The sequence below is a fragment of the Pediococcus pentosaceus genome, assembly GCF_001437285.1.
GTDB classification, from domain to species: Bacteria; Bacillota; Bacilli; order Lactobacillales; family Lactobacillaceae; genus Pediococcus; species Pediococcus pentosaceus.
Window position 1 is genome coordinate 49710 of record NZ_JQBF01000004.1, and the last position, 24327, is coordinate 74036.

General features: G+C 38.8%; 20 protein-coding genes and 1 tRNA gene. 5 read left to right on the top strand and 16 right to left on the bottom strand.

All coding sequences use genetic code 11. From position 1 onward, the window contains the following. Positions 1–10 precede the first annotated feature (10 nt). The 3 genes from IV86_RS05205 to IV86_RS05215 are packed head-to-tail and all read left to right on the top strand — an operon-like array spanning position 11 to position 2017. On the top strand, positions 11–883 hold the full coding sequence (locus tag IV86_RS05205; protein ID WP_002834057.1) for a Cof-type HAD-IIB family hydrolase: 873 nt from the start codon (positions 11–13) through the stop codon (positions 881–883). Between the two features lie 14 nt (positions 884–897). Then, the gene (locus IV86_RS05210) at positions 898–1500 is read left to right on the top strand and encodes an LURP-one-related/scramblase family protein (protein WP_002834058.1); all 603 of its coding nucleotides are present in this window, start codon (positions 898–900) and stop codon (positions 1498–1500) included. Then, complete coding sequence (locus IV86_RS05215) at positions 1454–2017, top strand: GNAT family N-acetyltransferase (RefSeq protein WP_056979413.1); 564 nt, start codon at positions 1454–1456, stop codon at positions 2015–2017. Before IV86_RS05210 ends, IV86_RS05215 begins: the two co-directional genes overlap by 47 nt. 34 nt (positions 2018–2051) lie before the next feature. On the opposite strand, the gene smpB is transcribed toward IV86_RS05215, so the two are convergent. From smpB to rpoN, 9 genes are all read right to left on the bottom strand, one after another. Next, positions 2052–2519, bottom strand: coding sequence for an SsrA-binding protein SmpB (smpB, locus tag IV86_RS05220; protein WP_002834060.1), 468 nt, complete (start codon positions 2517–2519; stop codon positions 2052–2054). A gap of 14 nt (positions 2520–2533) precedes the next feature. Then, complete coding sequence (gene rnr / locus IV86_RS05225) at positions 2534–4879, bottom strand: ribonuclease R (protein ID WP_056979414.1); 2346 nt, start codon at positions 4877–4879, stop codon at positions 2534–2536. A 138-nt stretch (positions 4880–5017) separates the two neighbouring features. After that, positions 5018–5254: a preprotein translocase subunit SecG gene (secG, locus tag IV86_RS05230; RefSeq protein WP_023440132.1), complete on the bottom strand. Its 237-nt coding sequence runs from the start codon at positions 5252–5254 to the stop codon at positions 5018–5020. A 126-nt stretch (positions 5255–5380) separates the two neighbouring features. Next, positions 5381–6703 carry a phosphopyruvate hydratase gene (gene eno / locus IV86_RS05235; protein WP_002834064.1) on the bottom strand — a complete coding sequence of 441 codons (1323 nt, stop codon included), beginning with the start codon at positions 6701–6703 and terminating at the stop codon, positions 5381–5383. Between the two features lie 75 nt (positions 6704–6778). Further along, entirely contained in the window at positions 6779–7534 is a 756-nt protein-coding gene (gene tpiA, locus IV86_RS05240) for a triose-phosphate isomerase (RefSeq protein WP_002834066.1), read from the bottom strand. 79 nt (positions 7535–7613) lie between these two features. After that, positions 7614–8816 (bottom strand): phosphoglycerate kinase, encoded by a 1203-nt coding sequence (locus IV86_RS05245; RefSeq protein ID WP_002834068.1) that lies wholly within the window; start codon positions 8814–8816, stop codon positions 7614–7616. A gap of 122 nt (positions 8817–8938) precedes the next feature. After that, the gene (gene gap, locus IV86_RS05250; protein ID WP_002834069.1) at positions 8939–9961 is read right to left on the bottom strand and encodes a type I glyceraldehyde-3-phosphate dehydrogenase; all 1023 of its coding nucleotides are present in this window, start codon (positions 9959–9961) and stop codon (positions 8939–8941) included. A 67-nt stretch (positions 9962–10028) separates the two neighbouring features. Beyond that, entirely contained in the window at positions 10029–11060 is a 1032-nt protein-coding gene (locus tag IV86_RS05255) for a sugar-binding transcriptional regulator (RefSeq protein ID WP_056979415.1), read from the bottom strand. A 183-nt stretch (positions 11061–11243) separates the two neighbouring features. Next, positions 11244–12560, bottom strand: coding sequence for an RNA polymerase factor sigma-54 (gene rpoN / locus IV86_RS05260; RefSeq protein WP_011673077.1), 1317 nt, complete (start codon positions 12558–12560; stop codon positions 11244–11246). Between the two features lie 60 nt (positions 12561–12620). Here rpoN and IV86_RS05265 point away from each other — a divergent pair. Beyond that, positions 12621–12692: transfer RNA gene (locus IV86_RS05265), tRNA-Arg, on the top strand. 251 nt (positions 12693–12943) lie between these two features. Then, positions 12944–13537, top strand: a complete 594-nt coding sequence (clpP, locus tag IV86_RS05270) for an ATP-dependent Clp endopeptidase proteolytic subunit ClpP (RefSeq protein WP_002834073.1) — start codon at positions 12944–12946, stop codon at positions 13535–13537. Between the two features lie 44 nt (positions 13538–13581). On the opposite strand, the gene IV86_RS05275 is transcribed toward clpP, so the two are convergent. From IV86_RS05275 to uvrB, 7 genes are all read right to left on the bottom strand, one after another. Further along, a complete protein-coding gene (locus IV86_RS05275) occupies positions 13582–13854 on the bottom strand; it encodes a hypothetical protein (RefSeq protein ID WP_002834074.1) in 273 nt (90 codons plus the stop codon). Positions 13855–13938: 84 nt separating this feature from the next. Beyond that, on the bottom strand, positions 13939–16251 hold the full coding sequence (locus IV86_RS05280) for a glucosaminidase domain-containing protein (RefSeq protein WP_056979416.1): 2313 nt from the start codon (positions 16249–16251) through the stop codon (positions 13939–13941). 176 nt (positions 16252–16427) lie between these two features. Then, entirely contained in the window at positions 16428–17357 is a 930-nt protein-coding gene (whiA, locus tag IV86_RS05285) for a DNA-binding protein WhiA (protein ID WP_002834077.1), read from the bottom strand. A gap of 12 nt (positions 17358–17369) precedes the next feature. Next, positions 17370–18371: a gluconeogenesis factor YvcK family protein gene (locus tag IV86_RS05290; RefSeq protein WP_002834079.1), complete on the bottom strand. Its 1002-nt coding sequence runs from the start codon at positions 18369–18371 to the stop codon at positions 17370–17372. Further along, positions 18368–19255 (bottom strand): RNase adapter RapZ, encoded by an 888-nt coding sequence (gene rapZ / locus IV86_RS05295; RefSeq protein ID WP_002834080.1) that lies wholly within the window; start codon positions 19253–19255, stop codon positions 18368–18370. Before rapZ ends, IV86_RS05290 begins: the two co-directional genes overlap by 4 nt. A gap of 98 nt (positions 19256–19353) precedes the next feature. Next, positions 19354–22197 (bottom strand): excinuclease ABC subunit UvrA, encoded by a 2844-nt coding sequence (gene uvrA, locus IV86_RS05300; protein WP_056979417.1) that lies wholly within the window; start codon positions 22195–22197, stop codon positions 19354–19356. Between the two features lie 12 nt (positions 22198–22209). Further along, complete coding sequence (gene uvrB / locus IV86_RS05305; protein WP_011673075.1) at positions 22210–24213, bottom strand: excinuclease ABC subunit UvrB; 2004 nt, start codon at positions 24211–24213, stop codon at positions 22210–22212. Between the last annotated feature and the right edge of the window lie 114 nt (positions 24214–24327).

Consider the following 24327-nt stretch of genomic DNA (forward strand, 5'->3'; position numbering starts at 1 on the left):
GTGCTTATAAATGATTTCAATTATCGCTTCAGATATGGATGGAACACTTCTTAACGAAGAAATGCAGATTTCAAGTGCCAACGCAGATGCTATTAAAAAGGCCCAAGCTGCTGGGGTTCATTTTGCAGTGGCCACTGGTCGTGAATATCGTGAAGCCAAACCTTTGCTTGAAGCATACGGACTATCGGTCCCACTAATTACTTTAAACGGAGCCGCTGTTTTCGACGTCGATGGTAAAGCTTTAGATATGGTTCCTATTACTAAGCCATCAGCCGTCTTGATCATGCATCAACTAGAAAAAGCCGGTCTTTACTATGAAATTACAACTAACCAAGGCGTCGTTTCTAATAGTCGCACTCGTCGAATTCAAACCGTAGCTCATTTGCTTGAAACGGTTAACCCAGACACACCTTTCAAATTAGCAGTCGCTATGTCATCAGCACGGGTGGAACTAATGAACATTCGCTACGTGGATGATTACCAAGTTTTAATTGACGATCCGAAGATTCAAGTGCTTAAACTTGTGGCTTTTGGTGAAAATGGACAAAAGGGGTTGCAACCCGTTCGTGAAGCTTTACATGCTAAAGTTGATGTTGCCATTTCATCTTCTTTTGAAAATAACATCGAAATCAATAATCCCCGTGCCCAAAAAGGAATTGCGGTTCAACACTTTGCTGATGAATTGAACGTTCCCATGTCACAAGTAATGACCATCGGTGATAATATGAATGATGCTTCTATGTTAAAAATCGCTGGTGTTAGTTACGCCATGGGTAATGCGATTCCGGAAATTAAAAAACTTGCTAATCATCTGACCGTTACTAATAATGAAAATGGGGTTGCTAAAGCCATTCTTGAGCAACTTGATGAAAACCATCAGTAAAACGAGGCTATGCTATGCGTAGATTTTATCTAAAAAGCCAAGGACTCGAAAATAAGGGAGCTACCATTGTCAGCGATGAAAAGCACAACTCCAAATATCTTTTGGTCGGTAAATGGGGCATTAAAAACGACGCTCTCTCGGTTTATGATTTAAACGGAAAATTGGTTTCAGAACTAAAGCAGGTATCGGTTGGTAAACTGCCTAAATTTGAACTCTTTTTGCAAGGTACCAAGGTAGGAACCGTTACCACTCCCATCGGTTTTATCCGTGGATTTCTTTTAGTCCATAACTTGCATTGGTGGATTGCCGGAGATACTGTAACCTGTCATTTTAAAGTTTTCCACGGAATTTCAACTATTCTAGAAATTAACCGGGTTCAAATCAATGGTAGTGCCTATATTGAATTGAATGTTTTTGACCAAGAACACCTCCCTCTCTTTATTTGCTTAGCGGCTATTTTAGATCGCTGGATTCAAAAGCGTCCTCCGCTACGCGAACCTAAATTAGTTCGGACTTGGAAAATCAATTCCGACGCAACCAGTTATAACAATTTTTTAAAGGAGAATTTACATGAAAATAACCAAAGCTTCCACTGCCGACATTCCAGCGGTGATTGAATTACTCAAGATTATCTTAGATGAAATAGAACTACCATTTTACTTAAATAATGATGCAGACGAGGTTACCAAACTCTTTGTTGAAACTTTTAAAAGCCCGACTTATGCAGAACATGCAGACATCATTGTTGCTAAAAATGAACATGATGAAGTAGCCGGCGTGGCTTATGGCTATCCAGGGGCCCATGAAGATATTTTAGATGAGGAGTTTCAAAAACACTTTGATCAAGTAAAGCTACCAGCTCAACCAATTTACGAAGATCCAGAAGCGGATGCTGACGAATGGTACCTAGATTCATTGGTAGTCAATCCCAAGTTCCAGAACATGGGAATTGGAACTCAACTGCTTAATGCTCTACCCGAATATGCTCAAAAACGTGGTCTTAAAAAATTAGGTTTACTAGTTGATGATTTAAATCCTAACGCTGAACGTTTATATCGTCGTTTAGGCTTCAAAAATGATCATGAACAAGTTGTATCTCACCGTAATTACCAACATTTAAAAAAATCAATCTAACAAAAAAAGAGATTATCCGCTGGATAATCTCTTTTTATCTATTCTTTAAGGCTCGATCGATTTCCCGTTGTTGATCACGCTTCTTTAATGATTCACGTTTATCGTATTCGTGTTTACCTTTGGCAACTCCGATTAGGACTTTGGCAAAACCATTTTTTAGATACATCTTCAACGGTACGATGGTGATTCCCTTATTTTTGGTTTCTTCTTGTAACTTCAAAATTTCTTTTTTATGCAATAAAAGTTTTCGGTTACGGAAGGGATCATGGTTAAATTGATTTCCTTGTAAATATTCATTAATTTGAACGTTCATGAGGATGGCCTCTCCGTGCCGGATCTGTACATATCCATCTCTCAACGTTACTCGCCGATCTCTGATGGATTTAATTTCCGTCCCCGTTAAAACCATTCCCGCTTCCATCGTACTTAATATGGAATAATCATGACGCGCCTTTTTATTTTGGGCAAGTGCTTTATCATTGGACTTTGGTTTCTTAGCCATAACATAACCTCCTCTTATTTCTTATGAGAAGTATTTTTAGAAAACTTCTTGACCGTTTTATCTTTGTAAAATGGTTTTCCGTTTCGATTTCCTGATTTATTGTTGTTCTTTCCGCTAGGCTTTTGACCGTTACGACGCGGACCACGGTTAAATTGTTGACGCGGTGGAAGTTGAATATCACTCTTAGGTGTTTTTTCTGGATGCAATAATTCAAAATCAACTTCAGATTGATCCTTATCCACTCGCATTAATTTAATCTCAACTTCTTGACCAATTTGGAATGTACGGTGGGTATTCCGTCCGACCAAGGCCATCTGTTTTTCAACATATTCATAGTAGTCATCCTTCATGGTACTAATATGAATTAGTCCTTCAACCGTATTTTCCAATTCAACGAATAAACCAAACTTCATTACTGAACTAACTACCGCATGGAATTCTTCTCCCACATGGTCAGCCATAAATTCAGCCTTCTTCATTCCATCAACATCACGTTCTGTGTCGATTGCTCGACGTTCTAACTTGGAAGTATGATCGGCAATTTCTGGAATGCTTTCAACATATTTCGCTTGTGCTGCTTCACCAGTACCATTTTCGGCATAATGACGAATTAAGCGGTGCACAAATAAGTCCGGATAACGGCGAATTGGTGAAGTGAAATGCGTATAATACTCAGCAGCCAATCCAAAATGACCTAATGATTGAGCATCATACTTAGCTTGGCGCATACTACGAAGCATCATTACTGAAATCATTGCTTCTTCTGGAGTCCCAGCAATCTTCTTAAGCACGCTTTGCAGCGTCTTAGGCTTCAGATCCTTGGTGCTTCCTTTAACTACGTGTCCAAATACAGATAGGAATTCAAAGAAGGTTAACATTCTTTCGCTATCGGGAGTTTCATGAATACGATATAAGAATGGCACATGAGCCTTATAGTAGTGCTCAGCAACCGTTTCATTAGCTGCCAACATGAATGATTCAATCATACGTTCTGAAGTCCCACGCGTCCGTAATTTAATGTCAATTGGATGTCCGGTTTCATCAACGATGATTTGGGCTTCTTTATCGCTAAATTCAATTGCTCCACGTTGCTTACGCTTCTTAAGCAAGATTTTGTGAAGTTCGCCCATCATTTCAAACATAGGCACTAATTTTTCATAACGTGCCATAGTTTTTTCGTCTTTAGATTCCAAAATCTTATTAACATCGTTATATGTCATTCGAGCATCTGATTCAATTACACTTGGGTAAATCTTATGGTTAACTACGTCTCCTTCAGGCGTAATTTCCATTTCACAAGTCATCGAAAGCCGTTCAACATTAGGGTTTAATGAACAAATTCCGTTAGAAAGCTTACGTGGCAACATTGGAATTACTCGGTCAGTCAAGTAAACACTTGTACTTCGACGATATGCTTCTTTATCTAAAGGAGAACCTTCTTTAACATAGTGAGAAACATCCGCAATGTTAACTAATAAACGGTAATTTCCATTATCTAGTTTTTTAAGACCTACAGCATCATCAAAATCTTTGGAATCATCCCCATCGATTGTGACCACTACTTCATTAGTTAAATCAACGCGTCCTTTTTTCTCTGCATCTGTTACATAGTCTGGAATCGAAGCAATCTCTGCTTTGACATCATCTGGAAATTCAGTTGGTAACTCATGTTGATAAACCACTTCTAAGATGTCCACTCCTGGATCATCCTTATGACCAACCGTCTTTTCAGCAACCCCGGCAATTAACTTAGGAGAATTAGGCTTAGGATATTGCGTAACTTGGGCCGTGATCACTGAACCGTCAGTTGGTTGAATTCCGCCTTCTAGAACATCGAATTGATATGAAGACATTTTCTTGTCTTTCAAATTGATATGACCTAAAACATTCTTCTGTGGTTCAGGAGCAAATTCAAAAACCCCCACCGCTTGGGTAAAGTGGCGACTTGTAATCTTCTTAACAATTCCTTCTGGTCCGCGATCGTCACCCTTCTTAGATGGACGAGTAATTTTTACATCAACTTCATCCATATTTAAAGCATACGCTGTATGATCTTCACTAATATAAATGTCAGGAATTTCATCCTCTTCTACTGAAACAAATCCGAAACCACGATCATTAGCATGGAACACACCATGAACTAATAATTGATTTTTAGGACGAGCAATTTTAAATTTGCCATCTTCCGTTATTTCAACTTTTTTAGAACGTTCCATTAATGCCAATTCCTTAACTAAGGTGTTAAACACACTGGCCCCTTCTAAATTTAAACCCTTAAAAAGTTCCTCAGCAGTTAACTTTTGGGTTGGTCGTTGTTGCAGATAATTAATAATTAAAGCTTGTAATTTGTTTATTTCCATTTCTTACCTCATATTTTTGTATTTATTAAATAAAAAAGCTAAAGACAAAACTAATTTCGTCTTTAGCCGTTCCTAATGATTCCGAAATCTAAATTTCAGAATTTGCTAAATGCAATTTTTTTGTTCAATACGATCTCTCTAGTGTGCAGATACGTAAACCATTGCAATGGTGACAGCAAAAAACAAGAAAAGCAAGACTGCAGTTACTTTTTGCATAAATGCTTCAAATCCACGTGGTTTTTGCTTTGCAAATAGGTCACCAGCACCACCCGTTAATGAAGACATCGCGCTGTCAGTCTTAGCCGGTTGCATCATAACCGCAATGATTATAAACACTGACAGAATCAATAGAATTGTCATCAGAAGTGAATACACAAGATGACCTCCTTCATGTTCTTAATAAGTTCTAGTACTAATTTAACATATTTGAGCCTGAATTCCAATTTAATAACAAAAAAAGAGGCGGACAAAATGTCCGCCTCTTTGATTGACCTAATTTAATTACTTGTTGCTGATTTCTTCACGAGCGTCAGCACTTAGGTTGTAGAATGAGTTAATACCCTTGTATTCTGCAACGCCTTCAAGTTGGTCTTCAATACGCATTAATTGGTTGTACTTAGCAATACGGTCTGTACGACTCATTGAACCAGTCTTAATTTGACCTGCATTTGTAGCAACAACTAAGTCAGCGATTGTTGTGTCTTCTGTTTCACCTGAACGGTGAGAAACGATAGCTGTGTAACCAGCTTCTTTAGCCATTTCGATAGATTCCATTGTTTCTGTAAGAGTACCGATTTGGTTAACCTTGATAAGGATTGCGTTAGCAGCACCCATCTTGATACCTTTAGCAAGGTATTCTGTGTTTGTAACGAAGAAGTCGTCACCAACAAGTTGAACTTTCTTGCCAAGTTCTTTAGTGATGCTTGCCCAGTCGTCCCAGTTGTTTTCATCGATAGGATCTTCGATAGAAATGATTGGGTATTTGTTTACTAAGCCTTCAAGGTACTTAACGAATTCTTCAGTAGTGAATTCTTCACCAGTTGACCAGCGAAGCTTGTACTTCTTGTCTTCGTCGTTCCAAAGTTCTGAAGCAGCAACGTCAACTGCAATAGCAACGTCCTTACCTGGTTTGTAACCAGCCTTTTCAATAGCCTTGATTAGGTATTGAAGAGGTTCTTCATTGTTAGCAAAGTCAGGAGCAAATCCACCTTCATCACCAACTGAAGTAGCTTTGCCATCAGCTGACAAAAGACTCTTCAAAGCATGGAAAGTTTCTGAACCCATACGGATAGCTTCTTTAACAGAAGGAGCACCAACAGGCATGATCATGAATTCTTGGAAGTCCACTTTGTTTTCTGAGTGAGCTCCACCATTGATAACATTCATCATTGGTGTTGGAAGAACATGAGCGTTTGAACCGCCAATGTAGTTGTATAGAGGAACTTGTAGTTCATCTGCAGCTGCACGAGCAACAGCAAGTGATACACCTAAGATAGCGTTAGCACCAAGCTTACCCTTGTTAGGGGTACCGTCTAATTTAATCATTGCCTTATCGATAGCGATTTGGTCTGTAACTTCAAAACCAACGATTTCTTTAGAAATAGGACCATTAACGTTAGCAACAGCCTTTTCTACACCTTTTCCTGAGAAACGGTTCTTGTCGCCATCACGAAGTTCAACAGCTTCGTGTTCACCAGTTGAAGCACCAGAAGGAACGATTCCGCGACCGAAACCACCATCTTCAGTATAAACTTCAACTTCAACAGTTGGGTTACCACGTGAGTCTAGGACTTCGCGTGCGTAAATATCAGTAATAAGTGACATTTTAAATATCTCCTCACATTTTTAAATCTGCTTAACGCAGTTCAACTATTATTATATTATATTTCCTTAATTATATTAACCCTTGTAGTTAACTAATTCTAGGAATGATTCTGGATCAAGTGATGCTCCACCAACAAGTCCACCATCAATATCTTCTTTGCCCATTAATTCAGCAATGTTAGCAGGTTTTACACTACCACCGTATTGAATACGTACTTTGTCAGCAACAGTTTGATCGTAAAGCTTAGCAACTGTTTCACGAATTACGTGACAAACTTCTTGAGCTTGATCACTTGAAGCTGTCTTACCAGTACCGATAGCCCAGATTGGTTCGTAAGCGATCACTGATGCAGCAACTTGTTCTGCAGTTAAATCTTTAAGAGCGTTTGTGATTTGACCAGCAACCCATTCATTAGTTTCGCCAGCTTCACGTTGTTCAAGAGTTTCTCCACAGCAAATGATTGGTGTCATGTTGTTGTTGAAGATTGCCTTAGCCTTCTTGTTAATATCTTCGTCAGTTTCACCGAAGTATTGTCGACGTTCTGAATGACCGATAACAACATAGTTAACGCCCATTTCGTTTAAAGCCTTAGGACTTGTTTCGCCAGTGAAAGCACCTTCGTCTTCGAAGTAGCTGTTTTCAGCAGCAGTCTTTAGTTGTTCATCTTTTGAGAAAGCTACTAAAGTGCTTAAATCGATAGCAGGAGCAGCAATAACTGATTCTACTACAGAAGCATCAGGTAACTTACCTTTGATAGCATCCAAGAATTCTTGAGTTTCTTGGGGGTTTTTGTTCATTTTCCAGTTTCCAGCAATAATTGGAGTACGCAAAATAAAACATCCTTTCCGAATTACAGGTTATGTAGCAGAAAAGAAGAATCAACTGATTCTTCGATTTCTACAACTTTAATTATTTGTTTGAAATAGCAGCGATACCAGGAAGTTCTTTACCTTCAAGGTATTCAAGTGAAGCTCCACCACCAGTTGAGATATGTGTCAATTGGTCGCCAACGCCTAATTGCTTAACAGCAGCAGTTGAGTCACCACCACCAACAATTGTTGTAGCGTCTGATAATGTACCTAAGAACTTACCAACTTCAAGTGTACCGTTAGCATAGTTGCTCATTTCGAATACACCCATTGGTCCGTTCCATACAACAGTCTTAGCATCTTTAAGGACATCCTTAAATTCTGCAACTGACTTAGGTCCAATATCAAGAGCCATGTAACCATCAGGAATATCGCCTTCGACAACTTTGTTAGGAACATCGTTATCAAATTTTTCAGCAACGATACTGTCTGAAGGAAGGACAATCTTGTCGCCACCCTTAGCAAGGATTTCTTTAGCAACATCAATCTTGTCAGCTTCAACAAGTGAGTTACCAATGCTCATGCCTTTAGCAGCGTAGAATGTGTATGTCATACCACCACCAATAATAACTTTGTCAGCTTTATTAAGTAAGTGATCAATTACACCAATCTTGTCAGAAACCTTTGCGCCACCTAAAATAGCAACAAATGGATGCTTAGGTTCGTCAACAGCTTCACCCAAGAACTTGATTTCTTTTTCCATAAGGAAACCAGCAGCAACTTGCTTGCCGTCAGCCTTCATTGCTTCAGCAACACCAACGTTTGAAGCGTGGGCACGGTGAGCTGTACCGAAAGCATCGTTTACGAACATGTCGCCAAGTGATGCCCAGTATTTGCCAAGTTCAGGATCGTTTTTACTTTCCTTCTTGCCATCTAAGTCTTCAAAACGTGTGTTTTCGAACAATAATACATCGCCGTCGTTCATGCCATTAACAGCATCTTCAAGTTGTGCACCGCGTGTTACAGGAACAAATGTAACTGGTTTGCCAAGAAGATCTGAAAGGCGTTGAGCAACTGGACGAAGAGTCAATTCTTTTTTGTCTTCTTCAGTCTTGATACGACCTAAGTGAGAGAAAAGAATTGCCTTTCCACCGTTTTCGATAATGTATTTAATTGTTGGAAGAGCAGCAACGACACGGTTGTCATCACCAATCACACCATTTTTAACTGGCACGTTAAAGTCAACGCGCATCAAAACTTTCTTGTTCTTAACATCTAAATCTGAAACAGTTAATTTAGCCAAGAGAATTTCCTCCTAAATCATTAATAAATTATTTTTTCTAAAAAAAGGGACGGAGGAAGTGACCTCCCTCCGTCCCTAGACCGATTAGACGGTTTGAAATCTACAATTTTTAAGAATTAATCTTAAAGAGTAGCAAATTTCAATAAAGTACGTACCATTTGGCAAGTGAAGCCGTATTCGTTGTCGTACCAAGCAACAGTCTTAACTAATTGCTTGTCGCCAGCTTTAGTAACTTCTGTTTGTGTTGGGTCAAAGATTGAGCCGTATGTTGTGCCAATGATGTCACTTGATACAACTTCGTCTTCGTTCCAACCGAATGATTCGTTACCTTCTGTATGCTTCTTAATAGCAGCATTAACTTCTTCAACTGTAACGTCCTTGTCAAGGATTGAAACAAGTTCTGTCAATGAACCGTCAACAACGCTAACACGTTGTGCATGTCCTTGTAACTTACCGTTCAATTCTGGGATAACAAGACCGATAGCCTTAGCAGCACCAGTTGAGTGAGGAATTGTGTTTGCAGCAGCAGCGCGTGCAGCACGGAAGTTTCCACCACGAACAGGTCCGTCAAGAAGCATTTGTGTACTTGTGTAAGCATGAACTGTTGTCATTGTACCAATTTGTACGCCGAATTCTTCGTTTAAGAAGTAAGCCATTGGTGCAAGACAGTTAGTTGTACATGAACCAGCTGAAACGATACGGTCGTCAGCAGTTAAAACATCATCGTTTACGTTGTAAACAACAGTCTTAAGATCTGAGCCAGCAGGTGCTGAAACCAATACACGTTTTGCACCAGCATCTAAATGAGCTTGTGATTTTTCTTTTGATGTGTAGAAACCTGTACATTCAAGTACGAAGTCAACACCGTCTTCCTTAACCCAAGGAATATCTTGAGCCTTTGGTTCAGCGTATACACGGTATTCTTTGCCGTCAACGATAATTGAGTTATCAGTTGCACTAACTTCACCAGCAAAAGTTCCATGTGTTGAATCATATTTAAGCAAGTGTGCTAATAAAGCAGGACTTGTCAAATCGTTGATAGCAACAACTTCGATGTCATTTGATTTTGCACCCAATTCGTGGATACGACGGAATGCTAAACGACCAATACGGCCAAAACCATTAATACCAATCTTTACAGTCATAAGTAAGATTTCCTCCTTTAGGAATCTAAAAAAATAATTTATTTTAAAAAGTTAAGTCACAATGGCTTTACTTTTTTAAAATCGCGTTTGCTGCACCTTCATCAGTAATTAAAATTGTCTGATGCGGTGCGATTTTCATGTACGACTCAATAGCCTGAGCCTTGTCATGACCACTAGCCACGGCGAATACATGATTGAAATGCTGAACATCATTCAGCTGTAACCCAATTCGATGAACTTGATATAGGATGTGTCCTTCTCGATTATAGAAAGATCCAAACGCTTCCCCCACAGCCTTGGCTTTTCGAAGGTAACTTAGGATTTCTTCGTTAACTCCTCGACGTCTGGCCATATCGCCAGCTTTACCAATACCATGGATAGCAACTCCTGCGTGACTAATTAAATCCAACACAGGTTTTACAGTCGGTTCATTTAAAAGGGGGTGGTAAGTGCTCTCACTCAATTGTTCCGGGATGTATAATGACTTGGCTTCACCTCTAGTACGCTTAGCCATCAAAGCCGCAACTGAATTAGCTTGTTTATCAACTGATTCACCAATTCCACCACGACCCGGTACAAAGGTTAGCTTTCGATTGTTCGAAAGCTCTGGCGACAACTGCATGGCAACCGATGCCATGGTTGAACCGCCCATTACCACTATAGTATTATTACCCTCTGGCAACAATTTTGCAAGTGCATCATTTAAAATTGTTCCGAGTTGTTTTGTGACCGCATCTCCGTCAGCACGATCTCCCCGAACGATAAAACATCTTTCGATGTCCAAACGTTCCGCCAATAGCTTTTCTTGGCTAGTTAAGCCTAAGAATCGGTTAGCTACAGGTTCGAGACCATTCATAACGCGCCGGCCCTCATCAGAAAGCATCATTCCAGCCTGCGAACTCGTCAACAATCCTTGTGTTTTTAACACATCAGTTTGTGATCTTAGCACGCGTTCGCTGAGATGTAGATGTTCCGATAAAACTCTTCTCCCAACCGGAGCAAGCAGATCGATTGATTTTAAGATATCAAATCTCTGTAGAAATTCACCAATCAAACCTGGAACAACAGATTCTAATAAATCCATCTCATTATCATCCATGTTATCTCCTGTTGTGGGACTTGTTTTGTCCAGCAGTGCCACAAAACGACCCAACAAATTAAAAATAAATGGCACACAAACTCAAGAATTAACTTTTGTTGTATACCTCACTTACGAATTAAATTATAACAAGCCCCCATCTTTTTTGCAAATTTAAACTCAACTTATTTGGGGCTTTTTAAATTAATCAAATCGCTTGCGTTTTGAAGAAGATGGAATCCCAATGGCTTCGCGGTATTTGGCGACGGTTCTCCGCGAAATCGCAATCCCACTTTCTTTTAAATTTTTCTCAATTTTCGAATCAGAAATAGGTTTTCTTTTATCCTCTTCATCGATAATTTTTTTAATCTTTTCTTTTGCTGCATCTGCTGAAACATCACTTTCACGATTAACAGCATTACTAAAGAACGATTTCAGTTCAAACGTACCAAATGGGGTTGCAATATATTTACCGTTAACAGCACGAGATATTGTTGATTCATGTAAATGTAATTTATTCGCGACATCTCTTAGAAGCAACGGTTTTAGCTCTTTACTTTGATTCATAAAGAATTCACTTTGCTTTTCAAAGATAATCTTTCCAACTCTGAGAATGGTATCTTCCCGTTGACTTAAACTCTTCGAAATCCAGTCGTATTCTTTCTTCTTCTCCGTGACATAAGCTTTGACCTCTTCATCAACGTTTTGAAGTTGTTCAAAATAATGTTGTGAGAAGCTGACTTTAGGACGTGAAGCCTTAGACTGTAGTAATTGAGGTTCACCATTTTCAATGCTAAAGATTAAATCTGGAATAATATAACTATGCTCTTGTTTTCCAAATCCTGCTCCGGGGTTAGGGGTTAATGTTCTGACATAATCAAAAACCGCTTGGACATCACTCAATTGAATATCATATTTTTTAGCGATTTTATCCCATTGACGATTGACTAAATCTTCAAAAGATTCTTCCAAAATCAAATAAGCTTGTTCTGGAGAAAATGTATCATTTTCAGTTTGAAGCATTAGACACTCTTGGAGCGAGCGAGCCCCCACGCCAGGCGGGTCCAACTGTTGGAGTAAAGTTACCGCATCGATCACGGCAATTTCATCTGCACCGGTCTTTTCAATCACTGCTTCATTGGATATTCCTAAATACCCATTATCGTCAACATAGTCTAAAAGCAACAATACTAGGCGTCTTAATGGCGTATCTCGCATGGTTAAATGAACCTGATCTAATAAGTAGTCGAACAATGATTGTTCCGTATCGCTAGCAATTTGGTTCATAAATGCCTCGTGTCGATCGGAATCACCTGAAATCTTACTGGTTGGCTTTTCAGCAGCCATTTCAACCGTAATAAGTGGATTATCCATTTCTTTTTGTTTGAGAAAATCTTGAAGCTCTTCAACGTTATATTGCAACATCTGAATCGACTGTTGTAGGGTCTGCGTCATTGCTAAACGTTGGATTTGCTTTTGTTGTTGAGTTTGATTTTGACTAAATCCTTGTTTTATTGCCATAGTAATTCTCCGCAATTATCTTGTTTTTTCTTCTGTCCTACTGTAAAATCAAATTGTTAGGCGCCGTTAGTGTAATGGATAGCACGTGAGATTCCGGTTCTCAAGCTGAGGGTTCGACTCCCTCATGGCGCATTACTTAGCGAATTTATGCATAAATTCGCTTACAACTGCATTATATACTACTATTTATTCAATAGCTACAACCATTGTCTCCTGGTACATTAGACGCTATATGCAATCTGGTCGAAAATTTTCTCCGGCTAGGTTGTTTTTTATTTTAAAGAGTAAAAATATTTGACCTTTTTTGACCAATGATATAAACTATAGCCATGTTAGTTATTTAACAGGAAATTTTTTACGATAATAAAGGAGGTTACTAAGTTATGAACTTGGTCCCAACAGTTATTGAACAATCATCACGTGGTGAACGTGCTTATGATATTTACTCACGACTATTAAAAGATCGAATCATCATGCTATCAGGTCCTATTGACGATGATTTAGCAAACTCAATCATCTCTCAACTACTCTTCCTTGATGCACAAGACTCAGAAAAGGATATTTACCTATACATCAACTCTCCTGGTGGAGTTGTTACCGCCGGTTTAGCTATTTACGATACCATGAACTTCATTAAATCTGATGTTCAAACAATCGTAATGGGAATGGCTGCTTCAATGGCCAGTGTGCTTGCTTCATCTGGTACAAAGGGTAAACGTTTTGCTCTACCTCATTCAGAAGTTATGATTCATCAACCTTCTGGTGGAGCTCAAGGTCAACAAACTGAAATTGAGATTGCTGCAGAACAAATCTTGAAGACTCGTAAAGAATTGAATACGATTTTAGCTGAAAATTCTGGACAACCTCTTGAAAAGATTAATATTGATACTGAACGTGATAACTATCTATCAGCTCAAGACGCCGTTGAATACGGTTTGATTGATGGTATCATGGAAAAAAATGCTAACTTAAAATAATTAGTGGCATAAAAAAGACATCGGAAAAATTCCGATGTCTTTTTTTATTTTCCTAGTGCACTTTTCATCATTTTGTAACGAAATTCGAAAATTTCTTCGGCAATTTGTGCTTCGCCTTCAATTTCCTCTTCGAGGGCTGAGAAATTCTTTTCAATGTCAGCATGCGGATAGATGTATTTTTCAGGATCTTCCTCATTTTTACTTGCTAACCAATCCCAATAATTATCTTCAATAAGATAACCACTTGGCAAAACTTTAGTAATAGTCCCCAATCTTCCATCCCAAAGTTGTACAAATTGAAACTCTGAATATTTCATCTTCCATTCATCCTTTCCCCATATAATAAAAAGACTGTAACACAGATTGTATGTTCCAGTCTCCTATTTTAACCTAATTAAATCTTAAAGATGAAGGGCTTTGCTTAATCCGTCTAATTTAAAGAAACCATTACTATTGATGCAGTTAATTATACTACCAACATAAGTGGTTGAAGTTGCGTAACCACCAGCCTTGATAGCTTTAATAGAAGCCACATAGTTAGCTGATTTTGGTGCAAATGCATTAGCGTATTGTGCACGTGATTCAAGTTTCTTAGCGTAATCTGCAATCGAATCCTTGATAGAAGCATATTTTCTAAATGAGGCATTGATGGTAACTGTGCGACCATTGATAACCTCTTTAGTACTCTTAGTATAGGTAGCACCTTTCCAAGTGCTATCAGCCTTAATCCCAAATAAATTGTGCGCTTCTTGAGCAAGTGATGAAGTTCCATACCCGCTTTCCAAAACTGCTTGAGCCATAGCTACGGAAGCATAGAGCTTATTACTATTACATACGTTAACAATATCTGCTGCAATACCATTTACAAAATTAGTTTGTGCAGTTGTCCAATGTTTGTTAGTTAAATGAACATTCACATTATGCATGGAAGCCGCGTTATTCTTGTTTGATGAACCTGAATTGGATTTTGAGCCAGCTAATGTTACATCCGCCTTATTAATCCAACTAATAACTTTGTCTAAAAGCAATTTACTACCGTTAACCTGGATAACTTTGTAAGTCTTGCCCTTAACTGGATTGTAAATAGATTGACCCGTTGCCCAATGCTTAGCATTCTTATTGATGGTTACTTTGGAACCTACACCAATCTTATTGCTGCTGTTATTTTTATTACTATTACTACTGTTACCTTTGTTAGAACTGGATTGATTTGATGATGAAGACCCTGGCACCGTAACGTCACCCTTGTTAATCCAACTGATAACCTTGTCCAAGAGCAATTTGTTACCATTAATTTGCATAACCTTGTAAGTCTTGCCCTTAACGGCACTATAAATTGATTGGCCGGTTGCCCAATGTTTAGCACTTGTCTTGATGGTTACTTTATCGCCAACATTTATCTTGCTTGAATTATTTTTATTACTATTTGAATCATTTTTATTACTGTTGTTAGCATTATTTTTGTTGCTATCATTAGATGTATTATTACTTGAATCACTACTGCTACCAAATCCATATTGAAGATCATGGGCAAATTGAGTTTGTGAAATACCATGGGTCGAAAGATATCCATAAGGGTCTACATGGTTTCCCCAAACATGATTAGTAATCCATACATGAGATTTAATACCACGATATTCATTACTATCTAGACTGGTTGGAATATTCCATTTCTTAGCAGAATCCCTTAGTAGGTTAACGTAAGTTTGATAATCTTTTTTAAATTGGCTATCAGAATATGTTTGTGCTAACTCAACTTGAACAGGAGCATTTTCATTAGCCCATTCGCCTGCGCCCCAAGCGACGTATCCTTCTTGTCCAACTGCATAAACTTTTCCACCATCACCAACGATATATTGAACATAGCTTTCGCTACTGTCCCATTCACGTTTTTCAAAAATAGCTACATTTTCAGCTGGTGCATAAACTCCAGTGGCGTGTGCAATGATTACGTTATTTTTAGTTTGCTGATCACTACCCTCGTCATCACTTAATTGATGCGTATAATCAATCGTATAGTCCTTTGAAGTTGATTTCTTATCTACCGCTTTATTTTTAGAAGTAGTAGCAGCACTACTTGTTTTAGAGACCGCACTTGAACTTACACTAGTAGCTGAGCTCGTTTTAATAGCAGCTTTGGAGCTAGCTGTCGAAGAAGCGGCGCTCGAATTTGAATGCGCAACTACTGAAACAGCTGCACTTGAGTTTTTAGTAGAACTAGAACTTGTATTTTTAACTACACTTGAGCTATTAGCAACGCTCTTAGCAGTGCTTGAAACGGTTTTTTCACTAGCAGATGAAGCCGCTGAACTAGCAACTGATTTCTTTGCACTAGAGCTTGCAGTTGACGTAGCAGATGAACTTATCGCGCTCTTAGCAGAACTCGAAGTCACCACCGAATTAGTTGCAGATTTACTTACAGCGCTGGAAGTAGCAGTACTTGTAACTGCTGAAGTTGCTGAGCTAGTCACACTAGCACTAGTTGCTGAACTAGCTGGTAAAGAAGTCTTCGTTAATGTAACACTTGCTTCGCTTACGGGTGAAGTAGTCGTACTATCATCAACCGTATCAGTAGCATCATTGTCGGTGCTATCGGCACGAACATTAGTTGCATTAGCATCTAAAGCAATGATCCCTAAACTGGCAGCTGCGATACTTGCAAAGGCCCACTTTTTACCCGCTTTAAACATTTTGTAATGTAATTTAGAATTCATAAACTCGTATTCCCCTTTAGTTTGTTTACCTAGTTGACATTCATCTATCGTAGTCAATATTAGCATAATAATTTGTTCCAATCTTTTACATTACAATTACATTAAGCCCTTACAATACACACTGTGTAAAAAAGAGGACACCTTCAAGTATTTCTGAAGATATCCTCTTGCTTTAATTAAGCTCTTAGCTTCTCAGCGTATTGATTAATTTTTCTCAGGCGATGGTTAATACCCGATTTAGATATTGGACCACCAGGTACTAATTCACCCAGTTCTTTAAGACTAACTTCTCGATGAATCAAACGAGCCTCAGCAACTTCACGCAATTTAGGTGGTAATTCACCTAATCCGACTGTTTCATCAATAAATTGGATGTTGTTAATCTGTTTCATCGATGCATTAGCAACTTTATTTAAATTAGCCGTCTCACAGTTGACCAAACGGTTAACCGAATTCCGCATATCACGCATAATTCGAACATCTTCAAATTTGAGCATCGAATTAGTTGCTCCGATTAATTGTAGAAAATCAGCAATATGTTCTGCTTCCTTCAAATAAACAATATAACCACTACGCCGCTCAGTCGTTCTAGCATTCAAATTATACTTATTAATCCAATCAGCAATCATTTGGTTGTGTGATTCATAAAGGGAATAAATTTCCAAATGATAACGGCTAGTTTCTGGATTATTTACCGATCCACTAGCTAGAAAGGCTCCTCGTAGATAGGACCGTAATTCTGATTCTTCGGTCAACAAACCTTCCGGAACTTTTTCGTTAATCTGAAAATCATCTTTTAAAATCGATAAATCATTCAATAACTCCTTAACGCCCGTTCGTAAACGAACGATATACAAGTTATTCTTCTTCAATTTCATCTTCCGTCGAACACTAAGTTCTGCTTCCAAATGATAAAATTCTTTAAGTAAAGAATAAATTCTTCTAGCAATGGCTGGATTTTCAGTTTGTGTATTTAATGTAAGCTGACGATTATTGATACCAATTGCACCGTTCATTCGGATTAACGCCATCAATTCCGCCTTAGCATTTTTTTCGTGAACTTCCAAACTTGTCAGTTCTTTTTTTACTTCACTTGCGTATGACAAATTCTGAACCTCCTAATCACGCTTCTTGATGGGGTTGCTACAAACATTCATCAATTCGTCTACAACTTTCTGCCCATCATGGAACGCTCCACCATCTCTCAACAATAAGAAATTGTCCGATATTACTCGTGCACCCTGTTCCCGTAATCCCTTAAAATCATGAACTACTTGTTTGGAAACTTCATCATAGCGATTGAAATCCATGTAGGATTCTGGCACGATTTCGGTATTAACGAGTACGGTATCGACAAAGTTTTGTCCTAAGTGCCGATTCAATGTTCGTACATGTTCCGCATCTGTAAAATTAATAGTTTCACCCTTTTGAGTCATAATATTACAAATATAAACAATTTCAGCTTTCGCTTTAAGTACAGCACGTCCAATATCTTCAATCATTAAGTTGGGCAAGATACTGGTAAATAGACTACCGGGCCCTAAAATAATTTCATCGGCTTCTTCAATCGCCTGCAGTGCTTCCGGTACAGCATGGGGTTTCTTATTTTCGCTCCATGGATTGTTACCCACCCACACTTCTTTAATGTCTTTATGAGCCGCTGTGATTTCAGCTTCCCCTGCTAACAGCGTGCCATCCGTAAATTTAGCATGTAACACTAAAGGTTGTGCACTGGCAGGATAAACATGGCCTTCAACTTGAAGCATTTCTGATAATTCTCGAATGGCTGGATCAATCCCACCACGCATTTCGGAAAGCGCCGCAATAATCAAATTACCAATAGCATGTCCGGCAAGAAACTTATCTTGACTTCTAAAGCGATATTGAAAAATATCTTTAAATTCAGGGGCAATGTCAGATAAAGCGACCATTACATTTCGAATATCCCCTGGCGGAACTACGTTAACATAATCTCGGATGATACCCGATGAACCACCGTCATCTGCGACCGTTACAATCGCAGTAATTTCAGCATTGCGTTGGTGTAATTCTTTAAGGATAACTGGTAGTCCCGTGCCGCCACCAATTACGACAATTTTAGGACCTTTTTTTCTGGTCATGATCGATTTACCGTTTCCTTTCGTTTATGCGCATCTCGATGCGATATATTTGTAACATATTTTTTAGATAAATCTTTTGCCAAACGTTCTGCAATAGCAACTGAACGATGTTGACCACCAGTACAGCCGATGGCAATCGTTAAGTTAGATTTACCTTCCTTTTGATACCCTGGCATAATATCCATCAATAATTTTAAGTAATCCGTATAAAATTCTTCGGTAGCCGGTTGATTCATGACATAGTCATAAACTGCTGGATCCGTTCCAATTTTATTTTTTAATTCAGTAACATAGTATGGATTAGGTAAAAAGCGGACATCCATAATGATATCGGCATCAATTGGACTACCATATTTATAGCCAAATGAAACAACTTCAATGTGGAACTTAGGAATCGTCTTATTCGTTGAGAAATGTCCAAAAATATCACTTCGTAACTCACGAGGTGTCATATTAGTTGTATCAATAACAATTTGTGCTTCTGATTTAATCGGTGATAAAAGTTCGCGTTCTTTACGAACGCCATCAGCTACCCGTCCATCCATTGCTAACGGATGAGCGCGACGAGTTTCCTTATAGCGAGCAACCAATTCTTCATCCGTCGCATCTAAGAATACAACATCCGTTTTAATATTATGTTGTTCTTCTTCACCAGTAAGTAACCCTAAGATTTGATCATAAAAACCTCGTGATCTTAAATCTACGACTAACGCTACTTTGCTAATTTTTCCATTTTCTTTAATTAATTCCCAAAACTTTGGTAATAAAGCAGGTGGCATATTATCCACACAGAAAAATCCTAAATCTTCAAAGCTTTGCATTGCGACTGTTTTACCAGCCCCGCTCATTCCTGTTACCACAACAAATTGTAGTCGTTCATTCATTATTAATTCCTCCTATAAAGGTAGCTACTCCAGTATAACACATCCGGGCGTGTCTTTTTTAAGTTATATAAAAAGGAGCACAAATTGCCCCTTTTGTATTATTTCTGACTAAGTTCTTGAGCACGCTCCAGAACTTCTTTCAAATATTTACCAGTATAGCTTTCAGGTACCGCAGCAATGGCTTCCGGTGTACCAACAGCCACCACTTGTCCACCACCAGCGCCCCCTTCAGGACCCAGATCAATCAAGTGATCGGCAGTTTTAATTACATCTAAATTATGTTCGATTACTAAAACAGTATTACCATTATCTACCAAACGTTGTAATACATCTAACAAACGTTTGATGTCGTCTGTATGCAAACCAGTAGTTGGTTCATCTAGGATATAGAAGTTCTTACCATTCGCTTTTTTGTGTAGTTCGGAAGCTAACTTCATACGTTGCGCTTCACCACCAGATAGGGTAGTAGCTGATTGTCCTAAATGTACGTAGCCCAATCCTACATCAATAATGGTTTGAAGTTTACGAGCAATCTTAGGGATGGGAACAAAGAAATCTGTTGCTTCTTCCACCGTCATATCCAAGATATCAGCAATTGTCTTGCCTTTGTACTTAACTTCAAGTGTTTCTGAGTTATAACGTGTTCCATGACAGACCTCACAAGGAACGTAAACATCTGGCAAGAAATTCATCTCAATTTTTAGAATTCCGTCACCCTTACATGCTTCACAGCGTCCACCCTTGACGTTAAAACTAAAACGACCCTTCGTATATCCTCGGAGTTTAGCTTCATTAGTCTGAGCAAATAAGCCTCTTATATCATCGAAAACGCTCGTATAAGTTGCCGGATTACTTCGTGGGGTCCGGCCAATTGGAGATTGGTCAATATTGATAACTTTTTCAATATTTTTAATACCACTAACCGATTTATATTTACCTGGTTTTTCAGAATTATGGTTTAATTTTTGAGCCAAAACTCGTTTTAAAACCATATTGACTAACGTAGATTTACCTGAGCCAGAAACTCCCGTTACAGCGACAAATTCACCTAATGGGAAGTCAACATCAATATTTTTAAGGTTATTTTCTTGTACCCCTTTTAATTTAATAGATTGACCATTACCCGTACGCCTAGTTTCTGGAACTGGAATAAATTTCTTTCCGGATAGATACTTACCCGTCAGTGATTTACGACTTTTAGCCACTTGCTTAGGAGTACCAGCTGCCATGACTTCACCGCCATTTTCACCAGCTCCTGGTCCAATATCAATAAGATAATCAGCAGCCCACATCGTATCTTCATCATGTTCAACAACTACTAGCGTGTTACCTAAATCCCGCATCTTTTTAAGGGAACTAATTAATCGATTGTTATCCCTTTGATGTAAACCAATTGAAGGTTCATCCAAAATATATAGTACACCAGATAAATTCGAGCCAATTTGAGTCGCCAAACGAATCCGTTGGGCTTCCCCACCTGAAAGTGTTCGAGCCGAGCGACTCAAAGTTAGATACTCCAATCCCACGTTACGTAAGAAATTCAAACGGTCCTTGATTTCTTTTAAGATTGGAGTGGCAACAGCTGTATCCTGCTCCGAAAAGTTTAAATTACCGAAAAATTCCATGGCACTATCGATGGGTAAAGCTGAAATTTCGGCAATATGCTTTCCATCAATTTTTACTGATAAAGCTTTTCGATTCAAACGGTAACCATGACAAGTTTGGCACGTTAATTCGCGCATATATAACCGCATTTGATCTCGCGTGAAATCACTATTAGTTTCATGATAGCGACGATCAATGTTAACCATTACACCTTCAAATACGGAATCCACATCCCGAACTCCACCAAAATCATTTTCATAGTGGAAATGGAATTTCTTACCTTTAGAACCATATAAAACGAGCTGGCGATCTGCTTTAGGTAAATCCTCAAAAGGAGTATCCATATCAATTCCAAAACTTTTAGCAGCTTGTTCTAGTAAGGTTGGATAATATTGCGAACTAATCGGATTCCAAGGTGCAATTGCTCCTTCACGTAACGTCTTAGATGGATCCGGAATGACTAAATCTTCATCCACTTCCAATTTAATTCCTAATCCATCACATTCAGGACATGCTCCAAAAGGGGCATTAAATGAAAATAGTCGGGGTTCAAGTTCTCCCACTGTGAACCCACAAACCGGACAGGAATAATGTTCTGAGAACAAGATTGGTTCGCCACCAATCACATCTGCTGTAGCATAACCCTTACTGAGGCGTAAAGCTGCTTCAAATGAATCAAATAAACGAGACCGAATTCCGTCTTTAACCACCACACGGTCGACCACAATATCAATGGTGTGAACTTTGTTCTTATCCAATTCTGGTACTTCTTCAACATCCATGGTTTCGTCATCTACTCGTACCCGCACAAAGCCTTCACGTTTGATTTTTTCAAAAACCTTTTTATGTTGGCCTTTTTTAGCACGGACGATCGGTGAGATGATTTGCACCTTGGAACGTTCCGGCAAATCCAAAACTCGATTCACCATCTGTTCGACCGTCTGACTGGTAATCGGTGTACCATCATTGGGACAGATTGGTTGACCAACTCGCGCCCATAATAGTCTTAAATAATCATTAATTTCGGTTACGGTCCCGACTGTTGAACGAGGATTTTTAGAAGTTGTCTTTTGATCAATCGAAATAGCCGGACTAAGTCCATCAATTGAATCAACATCTGGCTTATCCATTTGCCCTAAAAATTGACGAGCATACGCTGACAAACTTTCTACGTAGCGTCGTTGACCTTCAGCATAGAGGGTATCAAAAGCCAATGAACTCTTTCCTGATCCAGATAACCCTGTCACCACCACTAGTTTATCGCGTGGAATGGTAACATCAATATTCTTTAAATTATGTGCTCGTGCACCGTGGATAACAATTTTATCATTTGCCAAAAAAGAGGCCTCCTAACCAATCTGTGCTTTTAATTCTAAAACGGTATCTCGCAAGTTAGCTGCTTTTTCGAAGTCTAGCTTCTTAGCAGCCGCTCGCATTTGATCTTCCAAGTTTGCAATCATTTCTTTTTGATCCTTACTATCCATGTCGGCAAAATCAACGTCCAAGAAGTCGTCTTTTTTACCTTTATCCTCAGTATCACTGGTTGATGAAATCAACGAACGAATATCCTTTTTAATTGTATGAGGAGTAATTCCATGTTCACGGTTATATGCTTCTTGAATCGTACGACGTCGTGCAGTTTCATCAATGGTTTCTTGCATGGACTTAGTCATATGATCAGCATACATAATAACGTGTCCATTTTCATTACGTGCCGCACGCCCAGCCACCTGAATCATCGAACGAGTATTTCGAAGGAAACCTTCCTTGTCGGCATCTAAAATCGCTACTAAAGATACTTCCGGAACATCAATTCCTTCACGAAGCAAATTGATTCCTACTAAAACATCATACTTGCCTACCCGTAAATCACGGATAATACGGGTTCTTTCCAGCGTCTTAATATCACTATGCAAGTAAGCAACCTTAATTCCCATATCTTTCAGATAATCGGTTAAATCTTCGGCCATCTTCTTCGTCAAAGTTGTTACAAATACACGCTCGTCTTTTTCAATCCGTTGATTAATTTCACCTAGCAAATCATCCATTTGGCCCATGATTGGGCGTACTTCGATGATTGGATCCAATAACCCAGTTGGTCGAATAATCTGTTGAACAACGTTATTAGTTCGTTCATTTTCATAATCACCTGGGGTAGCTGACATATAAACCACTTGGTTAATATGTTTTTCAAATTCTTCTAATTTAAGGGGTCGGTTATCCAACGCACTTGGCAATCTAAACCCGTAATCTACTAATTGTTGCTTACGAGCTCGATCCCCATTGTACATACCGCGTACTTGTGGCATAGTTACGTGGGATTCATCTACGACCAATAGAAAATCATCGGGGAAGAAATCTAGTAAAGTATAAGGTGCTTCACCTGGTTTACGACCATCCATATGTCTGGAATAATTTTCAATCCCGTTGGTGTATCCCATTTCTTTTAACATCTCGATATCATAGGTCGTTCTTTGTCGTAAACGTTGCGCTTCTAGGAGTTTTCCCTCACCATCTAATTCTTCCAAACGGTCCTTCAATTCCGCTTCAATGTTCTTAATCGCATGTTCCATTCGATCTTCGTTAGTCATAAAATGGGTTGCTGGGAAAATTGTAATATGATCTCGATCACCAATAATTTCTCCCGTTAAGGCATCCATTTCACGCATTCGATCAATTTCATCCCCAAAGAATTCTACTCGAATGGAATGCGCATCATTAGCAGCCGGAAAAATTTCAACTACATCGCCATGCACCCGAAAACGGCCACGCTGGAAATCAATATCATTACGGTCGTACTGAATATCAACTAATTCTCGTAGTAACTTATTTCGATCAATCTCCTGCCCTACTCGAAGTGTTAAGGCTTGATCTTGGTATTCTCGAGGATCACCCAAACCAAAGATACTTGAAACAGAAGCCACCACAATCACATCATTGCGTTCAAGTAGTGAACTAGTAGCGGAATGGCGGAGCTCATCGATTTCATCATTGATTGATGAGTCTTTTTCAATATAAGTGTCACTAGATGGAACGTATGCTTCAGGCTGATAATAATCATAATAACTAACAAAATATTCTACCGCGTTATTCGGGAAAAACTGTTTAAACTCGCCATATAATTGGCCCGCCAAAGTTTTATTGTGTGACAAAATTAAAGTTGGTTTATTCACTTTTTGAATTACGTTAGAAATCGTAAAAGTTTTCCCGGTACCCGTTGCACCCAACAGGATTTGTTCTTTCTCGCCACTTTTAATACCGTCAACTAATTCGTTGATCGCCGTTGGCTGATCCCCCGTTGGTTGGTACTTAGAAACCAATTCAAATTCACGATCATTCTCACGTTTAATCATTCGTTTTCCTCCGTTCACACAAAATGACTGAGATTGAACCGATCAGGATCAGTTCTCAGCCATTTCCTAAAATTATATTTACTCGAAATTAACCATAACTATTTTATCACGCCG